At 47.9% G+C, this 15,738-nt stretch carries 15 protein-coding genes; 12 read left to right on the top strand and 3 right to left on the bottom strand.

Translation table 11 applies throughout. The features are described from left to right. Positions 1 to 5 precede the first annotated feature (5 nt). Complete coding sequence (locus NDK19_RS08130; protein ID WP_250631374.1) at positions 6 to 887, bottom strand: nuclear transport factor 2 family protein; 882 nt, start codon at positions 885 to 887, stop codon at positions 6 to 8. Positions 888 to 1,047: 160 nt separating this feature from the next. Here NDK19_RS08130 and NDK19_RS08125 point away from each other — a divergent pair, with 160 nt between their 5' ends. Together NDK19_RS08125 and NDK19_RS08120 are read left to right on the top strand one after the other, a co-directional pair. After that, positions 1,048 to 1,725, top strand: a complete 678-nt coding sequence (locus tag NDK19_RS08125) for a TetR/AcrR family transcriptional regulator (RefSeq protein ID WP_250631373.1) — start codon at positions 1,048 to 1,050, stop codon at positions 1,723 to 1,725. Positions 1,726 to 1,828: 103 nt separating this feature from the next. Then, a complete protein-coding gene (locus NDK19_RS08120) occupies positions 1,829 to 4,705 on the top strand; it encodes a TonB-dependent receptor (protein WP_250631372.1) in 2,877 nt (958 codons plus the stop codon). 159 nt (positions 4,706 to 4,864) lie between these two features. Here the strand turns inward: NDK19_RS08120 and NDK19_RS08115 are convergent, their stop codons facing one another. Beyond that, positions 4,865 to 5,959 (bottom strand): DUF4837 family protein, encoded by a 1,095-nt coding sequence (locus tag NDK19_RS08115; protein ID WP_250631371.1) that lies wholly within the window; start codon positions 5,957 to 5,959, stop codon positions 4,865 to 4,867. A 156-nt stretch (positions 5,960 to 6,115) separates the two neighbouring features. Here NDK19_RS08115 and NDK19_RS08110 point away from each other — a divergent pair, with 156 nt between their 5' ends. The 4 genes from NDK19_RS08110 (at position 6,116) to NDK19_RS08095 (ending at position 10,246) form a co-directional block, all read left to right on the top strand. Continuing rightward, the gene (locus NDK19_RS08110; RefSeq protein WP_250631370.1) at positions 6,116 to 6,853 is read left to right on the top strand and encodes a shikimate dehydrogenase family protein; all 738 of its coding nucleotides are present in this window, start codon (positions 6,116 to 6,118) and stop codon (positions 6,851 to 6,853) included. Between the two features lie 67 nt (positions 6,854 to 6,920). Next, entirely contained in the window at positions 6,921 to 7,379 is a 459-nt protein-coding gene (locus tag NDK19_RS08105) for a hypothetical protein (RefSeq protein ID WP_250631369.1), read from the top strand. A 133-nt stretch (positions 7,380 to 7,512) separates the two neighbouring features. Then, positions 7,513 to 8,880: a lactate utilization protein B gene (locus tag NDK19_RS08100; protein ID WP_250631368.1), complete on the top strand. Its 1,368-nt coding sequence runs from the start codon at positions 7,513 to 7,515 to the stop codon at positions 8,878 to 8,880. A 121-nt stretch (positions 8,881 to 9,001) separates the two neighbouring features. Continuing rightward, positions 9,002 to 10,246: a pyridoxal phosphate-dependent aminotransferase gene (locus NDK19_RS08095; RefSeq protein WP_250631367.1), complete on the top strand. Its 1,245-nt coding sequence runs from the start codon at positions 9,002 to 9,004 to the stop codon at positions 10,244 to 10,246. Positions 10,247 to 10,435: 189 nt separating this feature from the next. Here NDK19_RS08095 and NDK19_RS08090 read toward each other — a convergent pair whose 3' ends face one another. Beyond that, positions 10,436 to 10,963, bottom strand: a complete 528-nt coding sequence (locus tag NDK19_RS08090; protein ID WP_250631366.1) for a hypothetical protein — start codon at positions 10,961 to 10,963, stop codon at positions 10,436 to 10,438. 295 nt (positions 10,964 to 11,258) lie between these two features. Between NDK19_RS08090 and NDK19_RS08085 the strand changes: the two genes are divergently transcribed. The 6 genes from NDK19_RS08085 (at position 11,259) to NDK19_RS08065 (ending at position 15,720) form a co-directional block, all read left to right on the top strand. Beyond that, positions 11,259 to 11,978: an ABC transporter ATP-binding protein gene (locus NDK19_RS08085; protein ID WP_250631365.1), complete on the top strand. Its 720-nt coding sequence runs from the start codon at positions 11,259 to 11,261 to the stop codon at positions 11,976 to 11,978. 61 nt (positions 11,979 to 12,039) lie between these two features. Further along, positions 12,040 to 12,267, top strand: coding sequence for a UPF0175 family protein (locus NDK19_RS08080; protein WP_250631364.1), 228 nt, complete (start codon positions 12,040 to 12,042; stop codon positions 12,265 to 12,267). Between the two features lie 15 nt (positions 12,268 to 12,282). Further along, positions 12,283 to 12,414: a DUF3368 domain-containing protein gene (locus NDK19_RS17010; protein WP_394801678.1), complete on the top strand. Its 132-nt coding sequence runs from the start codon at positions 12,283 to 12,285 to the stop codon at positions 12,412 to 12,414. A gap of 24 nt (positions 12,415 to 12,438) precedes the next feature. Further along, the gene (locus NDK19_RS08075; protein ID WP_250631363.1) at positions 12,439 to 13,686 is read left to right on the top strand and encodes an ABC transporter permease; all 1,248 of its coding nucleotides are present in this window, start codon (positions 12,439 to 12,441) and stop codon (positions 13,684 to 13,686) included. 98 nt (positions 13,687 to 13,784) lie between these two features. Continuing rightward, on the top strand, positions 13,785 to 14,234 hold the full coding sequence (locus tag NDK19_RS08070; protein ID WP_250631362.1) for a VOC family protein: 450 nt from the start codon (positions 13,785 to 13,787) through the stop codon (positions 14,232 to 14,234). 235 nt (positions 14,235 to 14,469) lie between these two features. After that, on the top strand, positions 14,470 to 15,720 hold the full coding sequence (locus tag NDK19_RS08065) for an ABC transporter permease (RefSeq protein WP_250631361.1): 1,251 nt from the start codon (positions 14,470 to 14,472) through the stop codon (positions 15,718 to 15,720). Positions 15,721 to 15,738: the final 18 nt, after the last annotated feature.

Raw genomic sequence — 15,738 nt, 5'->3', positions numbered from 1 at the left:
TGTGCTTAGCGTTTTCTTACAGACAAACAATTATCGGCAAATAATACGGTGCGAAGTATGGTGAGCAGCATCTCTTGGTCGTCATCGGTAACGCCCAATTCCTCACCTGTTTCTTTCAGTTGTTTGCCTTCCATAGAGAGTTGGACAATATTGCCGGTGCGCTTCCAAACAAAAAACAAGTCCCTGACACAAATCAGCCGACCACCGACTTTATCGTTAAATCCGATGGTGAAGTTATCCATGGTTACTTCGTAGCGCGTGCCGCTCGGATAGCTGGTGCGGGTTACATACTTGTTGTCATCTCCTTTGAATATTTCGCATTGACAACTGCCCCGCTGCACATTGGCGGCAATATCGTAGATGTTGTAGTAGCTAATCAACCAGCGGTTGTTGGCCTTAATCAGGTTAGCGGTGTTTACTTCCGTACCTTTAATGAGCGATTCGCCGTCGCGCAGGATTTCATAAGAGGTTTCATAAACTACTACGCCGAAATTTCCTTTGACGACAGTGTGCAATATTTTATCAACCGAATAACGAATTTTTAATGTGCGGGTGTTAATTAACCCGTCGAGATATTGTGCAAACTGCCGATAGTCGCTGGAACGATTTTGCACGTTGCCTTTAATATTGATGGTAGTTATTTCCGTAGCAAGATTGGGGGTGAAAAAAGCAAGCACTTTATCGCGGTTGCGATGCTCTGAAATGCCGGAATAGGCTTGGGCAAAATCTTTCAGTACCTGAATACATGCTTCGGTATCGTCATTGGCCGGTTTTTGGGTGTTGGATTTGGCAGGTGTTCCTTTTTTTACCTGCGCATTTGCAAGGTTGGAACAGTACAAACCCAAGCAAAAAACAGTAAAAAGTAAACAACGTACATACGCTATCATAGTCATTGAACAGGTTGGTAGTCCTGTAATATAAAAAAAAGCCGTTTACTTACAGGAAAAACCGCAAAATGAAATTTCCCTAATGATTTGGTGTTCATTTGAAAAAGATATAATTTGACCGAAAGTCAAACAACTTAACTCTTGGTCAAGTTATACAGGCATGGGCGTATTGGAACGACAGGAAAAAGAGCAAGCTATCATCCGTGCGGCGGAGGAAGTGTTTTTCAGTAAAGGCTTCCATAATGCCAAGATGGAGGAAGTAGCTGCCAAAGCAGGACTGAGCAAAGGCTTGTTGTACTTTTATTTCAGCAGCAAAGAAGATTTGTTAATGGCAATTACTTACAAGGCTTTTGAGCTGATTATCAGCACCTATCAGAAAATACTCTCTTCCATGCAAGACAAAACGGGTAAGGAAAAAGTACTGGCTGTTATGCAGGCTTATACCGAGTTTAGCAAAAAGCATTTCTATTACCATGAGGCTATTCTGAATTACATGTCCGGCATACGGCTTTCCATTCGCCAGCAAAAAGAGGGCGAGCAGGGGGTGCTCAATACAGAAACAATCCGCGAAAGTCATTATTACCGAAAAATCAAAGCCATTCATAATCAACCTGTATCCATGGTGATTAGCATTATCAAAGAAGGCATACAGGATGGCAGCATCCGAAATACGCAAAAGCCGCAAATGATTTATGTAACGCTTTGGGCAATCATCATCGGTTATGTAAAACTCAATATCAGCATGGGCGACCAAGACACGACCATTTACCATGTGAATCCTGACAGCTGGCAGGCATACCTGTTCCACATTGCCGACCATATTCTCTCTACGCCGTAAACACTACCCTTTTATTGCAAGCAATACAACTTATTCAACAATCACTTAATCAAATGCTTTAAAGATGAAAATGAAAAACAACCATACACTACGCAGAATTTTAATGTTGCTCATACTGCTTCTGGTAACGGCAACTATGGCCTACGCTCAGCAGAATATTTCGGGCGAAGTCAAAGACAAATCGGGTAATGCGGTGATTGGTGCTAACGTGTCGCTGCAAGGCACTACCAAAGGCGCACTTACCGATGCTTCGGGCAAATTTACCATTGTGGGCGTTGCACCGGGCAAATACATCCTTGTTATGTCGTTTATCGGTTACAAAACCGTTCGCCAAGAGGTAGAAGTAGGCAGCTCGCCCGTAACGGTTAGCATCAGCACCGAAGAAGACTTGCTTTCGCTGGACGAAGTAGTAGTAACGGGTGCTTTTGACGAACGCACCAAATTGGAATCCAGCGTTGCCATTACGACGCTCAGCCCCAAACTGATGGACATGCGCGCCCCGCGCGGTACGGGCGACCTGTTGCAAGCCGTTCCGGGCGTATGGGTAGATAACTCGGCGGGCGAAGTCGGCAACCGCGTCATTACCCGCGGCGTTACCCCTGTGGGTAACCAAAACATTGGTTTTCAGTATGTTTCTTTACAGGAAGAAGGCTTGCCTGTGATGGCTTCGCAGCTCGGCTTTGCCGTGATTGACATGTTCCACCGCAACGATTTGACCGTTGCCCGTATGGAAGGCATCCGCGGCGGCAGCGCGTCTATTGCCGTAGCTAACGCCCCCGGCGGTATTTTCAACTTTATTTCCAAAACGGGCGGATTGAAAACCGCAGGCTCGGCGCGCTTGCAAACAGGCATCCACAACAACGGCAAGATGCTCTATCGCGCCGACTTGGAAGTAGGCGGACCCATTGCCAACGGCTGGTCATACCACGTAGGCGGTTTCTACCGCATTGACGAAGGTGCACGCACGATGGATTTCAACGCCAATCAAGGCGGACAGTTCAAAGCCAACATCAGCAAGAACTTTGCCCGCGGGCAGTTCCGCCTCTACGGCAAGTACTTGAACGACCGCAATACTTTCTTCAAAGAAATTCCGCTCACCGCCGATATGAAGAGTGGCTACGGCGGCTTTGACATTATCAACTCTACTACGTTCCTGAATCTGCGGACGACCATCCCCGATGCTTCGCGTTTTCGTCCCGAAATTCCGTTTGACCAATTGCCTACCCGTACTTTTGATGCGTCCAAAGGCATTGCTAACAAGTCGTTTGCCTTCGGTGCTAACTTTGACTACGATTTGGGCAACAATTGGGGGCTTAGCCTTGCCGCCAAAGTTAGCGACTTTGACCAAAACTACCTGCAATATCAGGGTAACGTAACCATGTCGGTTGTGCCAAGCGCCGCCGACCCGGGCTACGGGCAGTTTGGCGCAGGTGCTTATCCTGCTATCGGCTCACCGATTCCGGGATTTTTATCGCCGACCTACTTTGATGCCCGTACGGGCGAAGTGCTTGCCCGCGTTATCAACGGACAGTTAGACCCCAACACGCCTAACAGGCTCGGGCGCTACCTGTTTGCCACCGCGCCGCTGAACATGAATAACCAAATCGGCGATGTGCAGGGCATCGTAAGGCTCAACAAGCAGGCAGGCAAACACAACCTGACCTTGGGTTGGTACACAGGGCGCACATCGATGCAAACCCGCTGGTTTGTGGACGGTATCGCTGCTTCGTTTGATGGACGCCCCGTGCGCATCACTTTCCCGTTTGCAGGGCAGACCGTACAGGCAACCGACCCCAACGGCTTTTTGCTTTGGAGCGGTTTGGCATACACCGTTACCGATATGAAGTCTAATATCAACGCCTTCTTTGCCAACGATTTATGGAAAGTGAATGACAAGTTGAACATTGATTTGGGCTTGCGTTTTGAGTCGGTAAATCACAGCGGCACGAAGGAAGGCTGGCGCGGCGGCAGCACCGTAACGGCAGGTCTGCCCGGTTTGGCAGCACTCGGCGGATTAGACCGTAACCCGCTCACTTCTTACGATTTGGGCACACGCCTCTACAACGGTGTTACTTACAATTGGAACGAAACCTACAACTATTTTTCAGGCTCGCTGGGTATCAACTACAAAATCAGCGATAAATCGGCGACTTATGTGCGCTTCTCACGCGGCAACAAAGCCCCTGAACTGGACTACTACGCCAACAACTTCGTAAATGTACCTATTCAGCGTGGCGTGATTGAAACCATCACGCAGGCGGAAGTCGGTTACAAAATCACCTCGCAGAAAGTTTCGGCTACCATTACGGGCTTTTACAGCTATCAGGACAACGTATTGCTGCAATTATTCATTACGCAGGGAGCTAACAGTTTCTTCACCGACCCGACCTTCAACGCTACCCGCACAATGGGTGTAGAAATAGAAACCATTTGGCAGCCCGTACAGAAGTTTAACGTGCGCCTGTCTTCTACGCTGCAAGACCCGCGCTTTGCCCGCCTGACTTATCAGAACACGGCACGCAGTACCAACCCGGCCAACTTCTTTAATGAAGATTTTTCAGGTAAGCGTGTGGACTTTCTTCCTTCCGTAATGTTTGACGTTACGCCTTCGTACAAAGTCGGCAAATTTACCCCTTATTTGAACTACCGCTATTTCGGCAAGCGCTACGGCAACCGCCGCAATACGATTGAACTGCCTGCCTACGGCGTATTGAGTGCGGGTATCATGGCAGACATCAACCGCTTCAACTTTGCCTTGCAAGGCAGCAACCTGCTGAACAGCACGGGTATCCTGAACTTCAGCGGCTATGGTGCGTTCGGTTCTACTGCCGAAGACCTTGCTGTTGGCGGTATCCGCACCCCTGCCGGAACGGTGCTTTCTAACTCCGATATTACGGCATTGAATGCTGCTAATTTCCCTGTGTGGGCACGTCCGATTCTGGGTCGTCAGATTACGTTATCAGTTACCTACAACTTTTGATTAGCAATTGGTTATTAATGCTAAGAGAGTCATTCCGGAAGCCGGAATGACTCTCTATTTTTTGCCGTGATAAGCCGCCATACTATCGAGCAACCTCTGCGGACGATGTGTTTTTAAAAAAAATTCGCAATCCGCAATCCGAAATCCGAAATCCGCATTTTAATACTTGGCTGCTCGCAAAATAGCTTCCAGTTCGCGGATGATTTCGCGTTTACTGTTGCGCGATGGAGCATAGGCGAAACCCTCGTAGTAGTATATCCTGCCTGTTTTGGCATCGGCGAAACTGTAGCTCAGAAACGAGCCGCCCATAACGGCATTATTGGTGCGCCACAGGCCGCGCATTTCCTTGGCGTAGTTGTTGTTTACGGTGCTTTCCCGTAGGGTAGGAGGTTCCAGCGGTTCAGTAATCATGTAAGTTTCGGGCTTTTCGGGGTCGCCGTACAGATGGGCTTTGCCTAAACTGTTGCGCCATGCAATCAGGCTGTCGTTAGAGAACTGCTTTTCCGATTCATACGGTTTGTATGCCAATATCAGGCTTTTGTCCACTTCTGCATCGGGCATTCGCACCCAGAGGAAGCCGCTTTTCTTGTCGGGGCTGATTTCTTCTTTGACAAACTCAAAGCCCCGTGGCAACAGGAGTTGTATGTTGTGGGTTTTAGCAATTTTTTCTTCCAAATTGTCTTTGGCGCGTACTTTGGAAAGCCCTTGCGTAATGCGTTTGCGTTCAGTTTCTGCAAAAATATCCTGCAATTTGCGCCGATTGACGCGCAAATGGTTGGCCAATTGTTTATCGGTTTGACCAAATAAAAACACCACCATTTGGCCGACTGCAAACTGATTGGGTACTACCTGATAGAACAGGCTGCTGTCTTGTGCGATTTGTTGCAAACCCTCGGGCGGGAAGAAGGACTTCACCCGTTGCGAGGCAGGAGAGTTGCGTTCAAGTGAAACTACAAAAACCAAGTTTTTGTGTTGTTTCAATACGTTATTGAGTTGGGTGGCGTGTGCCTTGCGAAGCGAAAACATGCGTTCGCCGCGGAGCGTACCCGGAAGCTCGGCAGAATAGACGCTGCGAAGGGCTTCTCCTACTTCGCCGCTCCACTGAGCGGTATCCATTACCACAATAATTTCACCCGTTTTGCCGCGTGCTGCCGGCAGGTTAGATGTATTCGGGCTGCCTCCTTCGCTGCTGCCACATGCCCATCCGAGCATACTTACTACTGCCACTCCTATGAGTTGTCGCAATGTCATCATGTTATTTATTGTTCAAAAATTCCAATCGTAAAACAAATTTATTCACTCACACATTCACTTTGCCCCATAACTCCCCACGGCAGCGACAAGTTACAGCATCGGCGAAATTTTTTTAGCTACCTTTGGTATGGATTGCCATTAAACCAATTGTTAGAGATGCAAGGCTACGGACTTATCGGAAGGAAACTTTCTCATTCGTTTTCTAAAAAATTTTTTACCGAAAAATTTGAGCGTGAGCAAATTGATGCTGTTTATGAGTTGTATGAACTGCCTTCTGCCGATGGCTTGCGGATGCTGATTAAAAATAATCCGCATATCAAAGGATTGAACGTAACGATTCCCTACAAATTGGATGTGATGCCATTGTTGGATTACATAGACCCTAAGGCGGCTCAAATAGGTGCGGTGAATGTGATTAAAGTTTGTACAGATGGTAGTTTGGCGGGTTATAATTCTGACTATGAGGGTTTTAGATATTCTTTGCAGCGTTTCGTTCCCGAAGGGCACATGTTTGATGCATTGATTCTGGGAACGGGCGGCGCTTCCAAAGCGGTGCAGGCCGTAATGGAAGACATGGGCATGGAATACACCTTTGTTTCGCGGACTCCTGTAGGCCATAACTGCATCAGCTACGACGAGTTGCCGCTGCTGGGGTTGGATGCTTATCGGCTGATTGTCAATACAACGCCGCTGGGCATGTATCCGAACGTGCATGAGTTCCCGCCGCTGCCCTACGAGCAACTGACCGCTTCACATTATCTGCACGATTTGGTTTACAACCCCGAAGAAACCGAATTTATGAAGCGGGGCAGCCAACAGGGGGCACAAGTCAAAAACGGCTTGGAAATGCTCTACCGTCAAGCTGAAAAAGCGTGGGAAATTTGGCAGGAATAGGAATTGACATTAAACCCTGTGTTTGCTATCTTGTCTTACTGACAAACTTTTAAACAATAACACGATTATGAGAATTTTTGGATTGATTGCCCTGCTTTTATTGATGGGGCTGCAAGTACAGGCGCAAGGTCGCCGCGGTCAGGGAAAAAAAATGACACCGGAACAGCGCGTAGAAGCACAAGTGAAGAAACTTACGGCCGAATTACAGTTAGATAATAAGCAACAGGAACAGGTAAGAGCAGCCCTGCAAGAGCGTGTGAGGGCTGCAGACGAACTGCGTGCACAAGCAGCCGCCGACCGTCAGGAGCGCATGAACAAAGCCCGTGCTATTCAACAGAACTTCAATGCATCTATGAAAGGAATCCTGAACGCCGAGCAACATGCGAAGTTTGAACAATTTCAGGCCAAGCGCAAAGAGCAGATGAAAGACAGGATGCACAAGCGCGGCGGCAAACACGGCGGCAGAGGTCGCAATCAGGGTGGGGCAGCCGATGAGGAGATGGACGACTTGGAAGATTTCAGATAAGCAGTCCGGATTTTTGGCCATTTGAATGAACAATCCCGGTAGGTTTACAAACGCCTGTCGGGATTGTGCTTTTATTTCCTTTAGAATTCCTGTTTTCGGGTTAATTTGCAGTTGGTTTAATTCTTCTGCCGATATGAACCATGCCCTTGAAGCAGCCAAATTCAATCAGGATGTGCCACGGACTAACTGGCACGATGAAACGCTCTGGTTTGTCCGCAACAAACGAGACTTGGCCGTTAAGGCAGTACCCGAGTGGGAGCAACTCCGCGAATGGGCTTCGCAAATCAAAGCGAATGTGTTGGCCAACTTAGATGAATATTTGATTGCTTTTGAGGAGAACGCCACACGCAACGGTATACGCGTACATTGGGCGAAAGATGCCGCCGAACACAACCGCATTGTGCTTGGCATTTTGCAGGCAAAAGGCGTCAGGCGCATGGCAAAAAGCAAGTCCATGCTCACCGAAGAGTGCCACCTGAATCAATTTTTGGTAGAAAACGGCATTGAGGTGGTTGATACAGACCTTGGCGAGCGCGTGGTGCAGTTTGCCAATCAGCCGCCGAGCCACATTGTACTGCCTGCCATCCACATGAAAAAAGAGGAAATAGGGGAGTTGTTCCATGAAAAATTAGGCACTGAAAAAGGTGCAAGCGACCCCAAATACCTCACCGAAGCCGCCCGACAGCATCTGCGGGAGATATTTCTGCAAAATAAAGTAGCACTAACGGGCGTAAATTTTGCCATTGCCGAAACAGGCGGTTTTGTGGTTTGCACCAACGAGGGCAATGCCGATATGGGCGCACACATTGCCGATGTACACATTGCCAGCATGGGCATTGAAAAAATAATTCCCAAGCAAGAACATCTGGGCGTTTTTCTGCGACTTTTGGCACGCAGCGCCACGGGACAGGCCATTACAACCTATTCTTCTCACTTTTTCAAACCCAAAAAAGGCGGAGAAATTCATGTGATTCTGGTGGACAATGGGCGCACCGAACAGTTGGGCAGAGCCGATTTTCGCAAGTCGCTCTACTGCATTCGCTGCGGGGCTTGTATGAACACCTGCCCCGTTTACCGACGCAGCGGCGGGCACAGCTACGGCTACACCGTCCCCGGCCCGATTGGTTCTATCCTTTCGCCCAACGTAGATATGCGGGAATATGCCTCGCTACCCTTTGCCTCTACCCTCTGCGGTTCTTGCACCGACGTTTGCCCCGTAAAAATTGACATCCACCAACAACTCTACAAATGGCGGCAAGTGATTGCCCGCGAAGGGTTGTTGCCTGCCTCTAAGCGGCAGGGAATGAAAGTATTGGGTAAAATTTTTGCCAATCCCGGGCTGTATCGGATGGCGGGAAAAGTCGGCAGAAGTGCGCTGCGATTTGCCCCCGAATTTTTGGTGAATCATCCGCTGAATGTTTGGGCAAAAAACCGCCAAATGCCCGAACCGCCTAAGGAAAGTTTCCGCGAGTGGTATCTTCGCAACAGGCGGCAGCAGTAACAGAGTTTAAAAAAAACAGTGTCGCAAAACGTTATTTATTCAAATAAACATGCGTTTTCATGCGATTTTCGCAAAAAAACCGCGTAAATTTGGCAACTTAAAAATTCTTTTGTTCTATTCTATGAGTTCCCTTGCTACACACCAAGTACATGCAGGCCCGCAGAGCCTTTCAGACCGCATCAACTCATTGGCCGAATCTCAAACCCTTGAAATGGCAAAGAAAGCCCGCGAGCTGAAAGCCAAGGGCATTGATGTAATCAGCCTGAATCTTGGCGAGCCTGATTTTCAGACACCGCAGCACATCAAAGATGCAGCCAAAAAGGCCATTGACGAGGGCTTTACCTTCTACACACCCGTAGCCGGTATTCCTGACTTGCGCAAGGGAATTGCCGACAAACTCAACCGCGAAAACGGCTTGGATGTGAAACCTGAAAATATTGTGGTTTCCACAGGCGCCAAGCAATCGCTTGCCAACGTATTGCTTTGTTTGGTTAATCCGGGCGATGAGGTTATCATTTTTGCACCTTTTTGGGTCTCCTATATGGAAATGGTCAAACTGGCCGAAGGAACGCCCGTTATCATCAGCGGTTCATTGGAAAACGAATACAAAGTAACAGCCGAGCAAGTACGTGCGGCCATCACCCCAAAAACCAAGGCGATTATGTTCTCTTCGCCCTGCAACCCAACCGGTGCAGTGTTTTCCCGCGAAGAATTGACCGAAATTGCCAAAGTGGTAAAAGCACACGAAGACAATGGTGGCAATCCGATTTACATTATTGCCGACGAAATTTACGAATACATCAATTTCACCGGCGAACATTTCAGCATTGGTTCGCTGGATTTCATCAAAGACAACGTGATTACCGTCAATGGCTTTTCCAAAGGTTTTGCCATGACCGGCTGGCGCGTGGGCTACATTGCGGCTGCCAAATGGATTGCCGATGCCTGCGATAAAATGCAAGGACAAGTAACTTCGGGCACTTGCTCCATCGCACAAAAGGCTTCCGTAGCTGCCATCACGGGCGATATGACCCCTACCCGCGAAATGGCAGCAGCCTACCTGCGTCGCCGCGACCTTGCCAAACAGTTGTTAGACCAAATTCCGGGCATCAAAACCAATAACCCTGAAGGCGCATTCTACATTTTCCCTGATGTGAGCGCGTATTTCGGCAAGTCTTACGGCGATTATCACATCAAAAATTCATACGATTTGTGCATTTATCTGCTCAACGAAGCCCACGTTTCCATCGTGGACGGCGACAGTTTCGGTGCACCGCCTTGCGTGCGCATCTCCACCGCCGCCGCCGATGAGCAAATCAAAGAGGCTGTGCGTCGCATCGGCGAAGCACTGGCTAAATTGAGCTGAAAGCGGTACGCAGCGATAGTTCCGTGAGCAAAAAACGCATGGCACAAGCATACAGATTTATCGGACGATTAAATTTGCAATCACAAATCCGAATGCCGAAATAATCAATCGCTTGACGGCTAAAAAATTCAGGGACAGGAAATATCTCCTGTCCCTGAACAATAAATGGCCTTTAACAAAGCCCGAATTTTATTGTGCTTTCTCACCTATGTAGGTGATACCGCTTCCGTACATATCCTTGGTATTCACTTTAATTCCTTCCTTATCCATTTTTACGCCCGGTGCGCTGATAGTACCGTTAGAACCAACCTTCACATCGCCTGCACTTACGCCACCTTTGCCCACAGATGCGGAGACGTTACTGTTACAGTCTTTGGGATTATTGAGAGAAATAAGTACTCGCTCATCTTCATTGTCGTAAACGATGCAGCCTACGTTGATGGTATAATCGCCGACAGTTTGTTTGGGAATGGTGTAAACTGCACCATCTTCGGTTTTGGTATCCAAAAGTGCATAGAACTTCTGCTTGGGAATCAGCCCGGATACCCAGATTTTCTTGGTTGATTGCGAGTCTTTGGTAATCTTCACATCTTCCTCGCTTTGGCGATACTTAGGCGGCGCAACAATGGTACTTTGTTCGTAAGTACCCAAAATAGCTTGACAAAAGCCCCAAACAGGCAATAGGTTGAGCAAGAAAGCAAACAGAAATGTTTTCATATGTTTTTATGTTTTTATGTTGATGTGTTTATATCAAGCCTTGTACCGAATCTTTGAAGTAAGAAACATGTAATAAAAAGTTAAATTGTGTGAAACTTTGGCTTCATAAAATCCGATGCCAAGTTCCTTGGCTGCCTGCTACCTGTGCATTTGTTCCATTCTGTACGCACAGGTGTTCATATGTGAACAACTTTCTTATGCTATTTTCGTTTAAAATATTGATTATCAGATGATTGTATCTTTTGGTACTGCATTTGGCAATGAGTAGGCAAGTCAAATTAAAAGCGCCGGTATTATGATTCAACTCAACAACATCCACAAATACTACTCGGTAGGCAACAGCCGCCTGCACGTGCTGAAAGGGCTGGAAGCCACCATTGAAGAGGGCGAACTCGTATCTATCATGGGTTCTTCGGGTTCGGGGAAGTCCACACTGCTCAATATTCTGGGTATTCTGGATGATTACGACACCGGCGAATATTACTTGAACAATACGCTGATGAAAAACTTGTCAGCTACCAAAGCCGCGTACTACCGCAATCGCTTCATCGGTTTTGTGTTTCAGTCCTTCAATTTGTTGAATTTTAAAAATGCGATGGAAAATGTGGCTTTGCCGTTGTATTACCAGCAGGTAAGCCGCAAAGAGCGCAACAAAAAGGCTTTGGAATACTTAGAAATGGTTGGTCTGCGCGACTGGGCAGAGCACAGCCCCAACGAAATGTCGGGTGGTCAGCGGCAGCGCGTTGCCATTGCCCGTGCCTTGATTAGTCAGCCCAAAATCATCCTCGCCGATGAGCCGACAGGTGCGCTGGACTCCAAAACTTCACAGGAAGTGATGGATATTTTCAAGCAAGTGAACGCACAAGGCATGACGGTCGTTATTGTAACCCACGAAAACGACGTAGCCAACCAAACCAACCGCATCATCCGCCTGCGCGACGGTCAAATTATTTCACATGCAGATACACACTTCGGACAGGAAGACGTGGTGAAGCATACGGCAGTGCATTATTAAAGTGCTCAAAATTGCCTAACTTAACACGTAAATTTGATTTTCAACAATTACAACGGCAACCATGAAAACGCTGACACTCAATATACCCGACGATTTGGATTTGGATGAAAAACAGTTGGCAATGCTTGTAGCAAGTTCACTTTATGAGCGCGGCAAGTTGTCTCTCGGACAGGCTGCTGCCTTGGCAGGACTCAGCAAAAGAGCCTTTGCAGAACTTCTCGGTAACTATGATGTATCTATTTTTAACTATCCGGCAAGTGATATTGCAAGCGACGTAGCCAATGCATAGAGTGATTATTTCAATATCCTTATCAAAGCTAAGCAGTTAGGAATCATTGACAGTGTTAAGCCTCTGATTAACAAGCTCCAAGCTACCAATTTTCGCCTGTCGCCGGAATTGATAGGACATGTATTGAGACAGGCAAATGAGTTATAGATTAACGCTAACCCCACTGCAACCATGTTTGATTTTGATAAATGGCAGGAAATATTCGGCACGATTCGCAAGAATAAACTGCGGACTTTTTTAACAGCTTTCGGCGTTTTTTGGGGGATTTTTATGCTCATGCTGCTGCTGGGCGCGGGCAACGGGATGCAGAACGGCGTAGAAGCCGAATTTGCCGAAGAAGCCAAAAACAGCATTTGGATATGGGCAGGTAAAACCACTGTCCCGCACAACGGCACAAAGCCCGGTCGGTATATTAAATTTACCAACGACGACCTCCGCACGCTGGAAACAGGGCTTGACGATGTGGAAAAAATTTCGCCGCGCAACCGCCTCATGGGTGAATTTACGCTTAACTATCAGCGCAAAAACGGGTCTTATCAGGTGTTTGGTGCACAAGGCGACTTCTTCCGCATCAACGGTGAGAAGTTGAAAGCCGGACGCTTGCTCAACAAGTCCGATATTGCGGAACAACGCAAAGTCATCATTTTAGGCGAAAAAGTTCGCAAAGTGCTTTTCGGTGAAGACGAAAATATCGGCATCGGCGAATACATCAACGTGAAAGGTATCCCCTTTAAAGTAGTAGGCATTTTCACCAGCAACGGCAACAACGGACGCAACGAAGAACGCGCCTATATTCCGTTCAGTACGCTGCAAAACGTGTTTAATCAGCCTAATCAGGTGCAAACTTTCGTGGTAACGCCTCGCGACAATAAGCCCGCCATTGAGTTGGAAAACGAAATCCGCGCTACGTTGGCTCGTCGGCACAATTTTTCACCCGAAGACAAACAGGCAGTAGAAATTTGGAACAACGAAGAAAACTACAAACGCTTTCAGGGCTTGTTTAAAGGCATTCGCATGTTTATTTGGGTGGTAGGCATCGGTACGCTCATTGCAGGTGTGGTTGGTGTGAGCAATATCATGATGATTATCGTCAAAGAACGCACCCGCGAAATCGGCGTTCGCAAGGCTTTGGGGGCTACCCCTGCAAGCATTGTCAGCCTGATTATCCAAGAGTCGGTTTTTATTACCGGAATTGCCGGTTATATCGGTATGCTGATTGGCATCGGGCTGCTGGATGCGCTCAGATTCCTGATAGATGCCAGCGGCGCGCAACTGCCCTACTTTACGCGCCCCGAGGTTGATTTGGGCGTAGCAATATCCGCAACGCTGGTGTTGGTGGTAGCAGGTGTGCTGGCAGGGCTGATTCCTGCCGTGCAAGCCGCCCGCGTCAAGCCGATTGAAGCATTGCGGGCAGATTAAACGATTCGGATGGCGGATTGGGAATTTCGGATTTTTAATCAACGGCGTGTGCAACAGCGTTTTGTAGCCGACAATTTAAAACACTACTGTTTTTGAAAATGAAAAATTGTTTTAGCATACTTTACGGCTTCGCTATCGTATGGCTGCTGCTCTTTTCGGGGCTATCGGCACAGGCGCAAGGGATAGGCATTACAGCACACAATCACATTGCCTTACAAGTAGCTGATATTGAGGCTTCTAAGCAGTTTTACGGCAATGTACTCGGGTTGAAATCCGTACCTGTGCCCGACGACTTAAAGGCGATTCGCGCATGGTTTCAGGTGAGCGAACAGCACCAGATTCACCTGCTGGCAGGGCGCACACAGCCCGTAGTAAACGACAAAGACGGCAGCCATTTTGCCCTGTTCGTTGCCGATATTGCGGCGGCGGAGCGCTTTCTCCAATCGCAAAAAATACCCTATCATGCGCAGACGCGATTTGACGGCGTGCGTCAGATATATCTGGCAGACCCCGACGGGTATTTGATTGAACTCAACCAACGAAAGTAAGTGCATGGAAAAGTTAGATAGAACAGCATTTAAAATTCAAAGTTTTGAACAAGCGTCGCATCAGCGAGAGTATTGGTTATCTAAAACTTATCGCGAGCGATTGGCGGCTGCGTGGTATCTGATTTGTTCGGCTTACGGTATTGTGCCCGGACACAACGACAGATTAAGCTGCACTTGTTTTCAGATGAGGAAGCAGTCAAAGACTTGCTCAACCAACACTTAAAACCTTACCGCCATGTTTGACATAGACAAATGGAAAGAAATATATGCCACCGTAAGCAAACACAAGCTGCGGACGGCACTGACCGCCTTTGGCGTTTTCTGGGGCATTTTTATGCTGATTGTACTGCTGGGTTCGGGCAAAGGCTTTGAAAACGGCATCATGCAGAGCATTGATATTTCGCCGCGCTCGGTATTTATGTGGACACAGCGCACCAGCGAGCCTTATATGGGGCTGAAACCGGGCAGATTCATCCAACTCAACACAGAGGATATGCAAGCCCTGCGCGAACAGGTGAAAGGCATAGAGGTACTTGCCCCGCGCAACAGTTTAGATGGAATCGTAACTCGCGGGCTGAAAAACTCTACTGCTTTTCGCATTTTTGGCGATTATCCCGACTTTTTCTACCTGAAAAAAATGGAAATGGTCAAAGGCAGGTTCATTAATCAGACCGATATTGACGAACGCCGCAAAGTCTGCGTCATTGGAGAAGAGGTTGTAAATGTACTTTTTGCGCAAGACGAAGACCCGATTGGTCAATATATTGACATCAAAGGCATTTTCTTCAAAGTTGTAGGCATTCAGCGCGGGCTGGGCACACGCGGTGAGGACATGCGCGAAGACCGCAATACGATTTACTTGCCGCAAACCGCTATGCAACAGGCATTTAATCAAGGCAATCGCGTTTTCTGGCTGGCGATGCTGCCCAAGCCGGGCGTACCTGCCGCCGAGATTGAACAGGAAGCCAAAAAGTTGCTGGCACAACGCCACAAAGTAGCCCCCAACGACCTCAAAGCATTCGGTTCTGCCAATGTAGAAGAAGAATTTCAGCGCATCAATGGTCTGTTTATCGGCATCGCGGGTTTTAGCTGGTTGGTGAGTTTGGGAACTATCATCGCGGGCATTATCGGTGTCAGCAACATTATGCTCATCGTTGTGCGGGAGCGCACCAAAGAAATAGGCATTCGCAAGGCACTGGGCGCAACTCCGTGGAGTATCATCAGCCTGATTGTGCAGGAATCTATCGTAATTACTGCCGTAGCAGGCTATATCGGACTGATGTGCGGCATCGGTTTAATTGAACTGATTAACTACCTGTTAAAAAAATTCAATGCCGAAGGTGAATTTTTTGCCAATCCGGAAGTGAATATGACGGTTGCCTTTTCTGCATTGGTTATGCTGATTATTTCGGGGGCTCTTGCCGGTATTATTCCTGCCGCCAAAGCCGCTGCCGTCAATCCGGTGGTTGCTTTGAAGGACGAATAAGAAAACCGAAAAAACTCT

Origin of the sequence: Rhodoflexus caldus, from assembly GCF_021206925.1 — a bacterium.
GTDB classification, from domain to species: Bacteria; Bacteroidota; Bacteroidia; order Cytophagales; family Thermoflexibacteraceae; genus Rhodoflexus; species Rhodoflexus caldus.
Note: the sequence above shows the minus strand (reverse complement) of the source record. Positions and strands in the feature narration are given on the sequence as shown.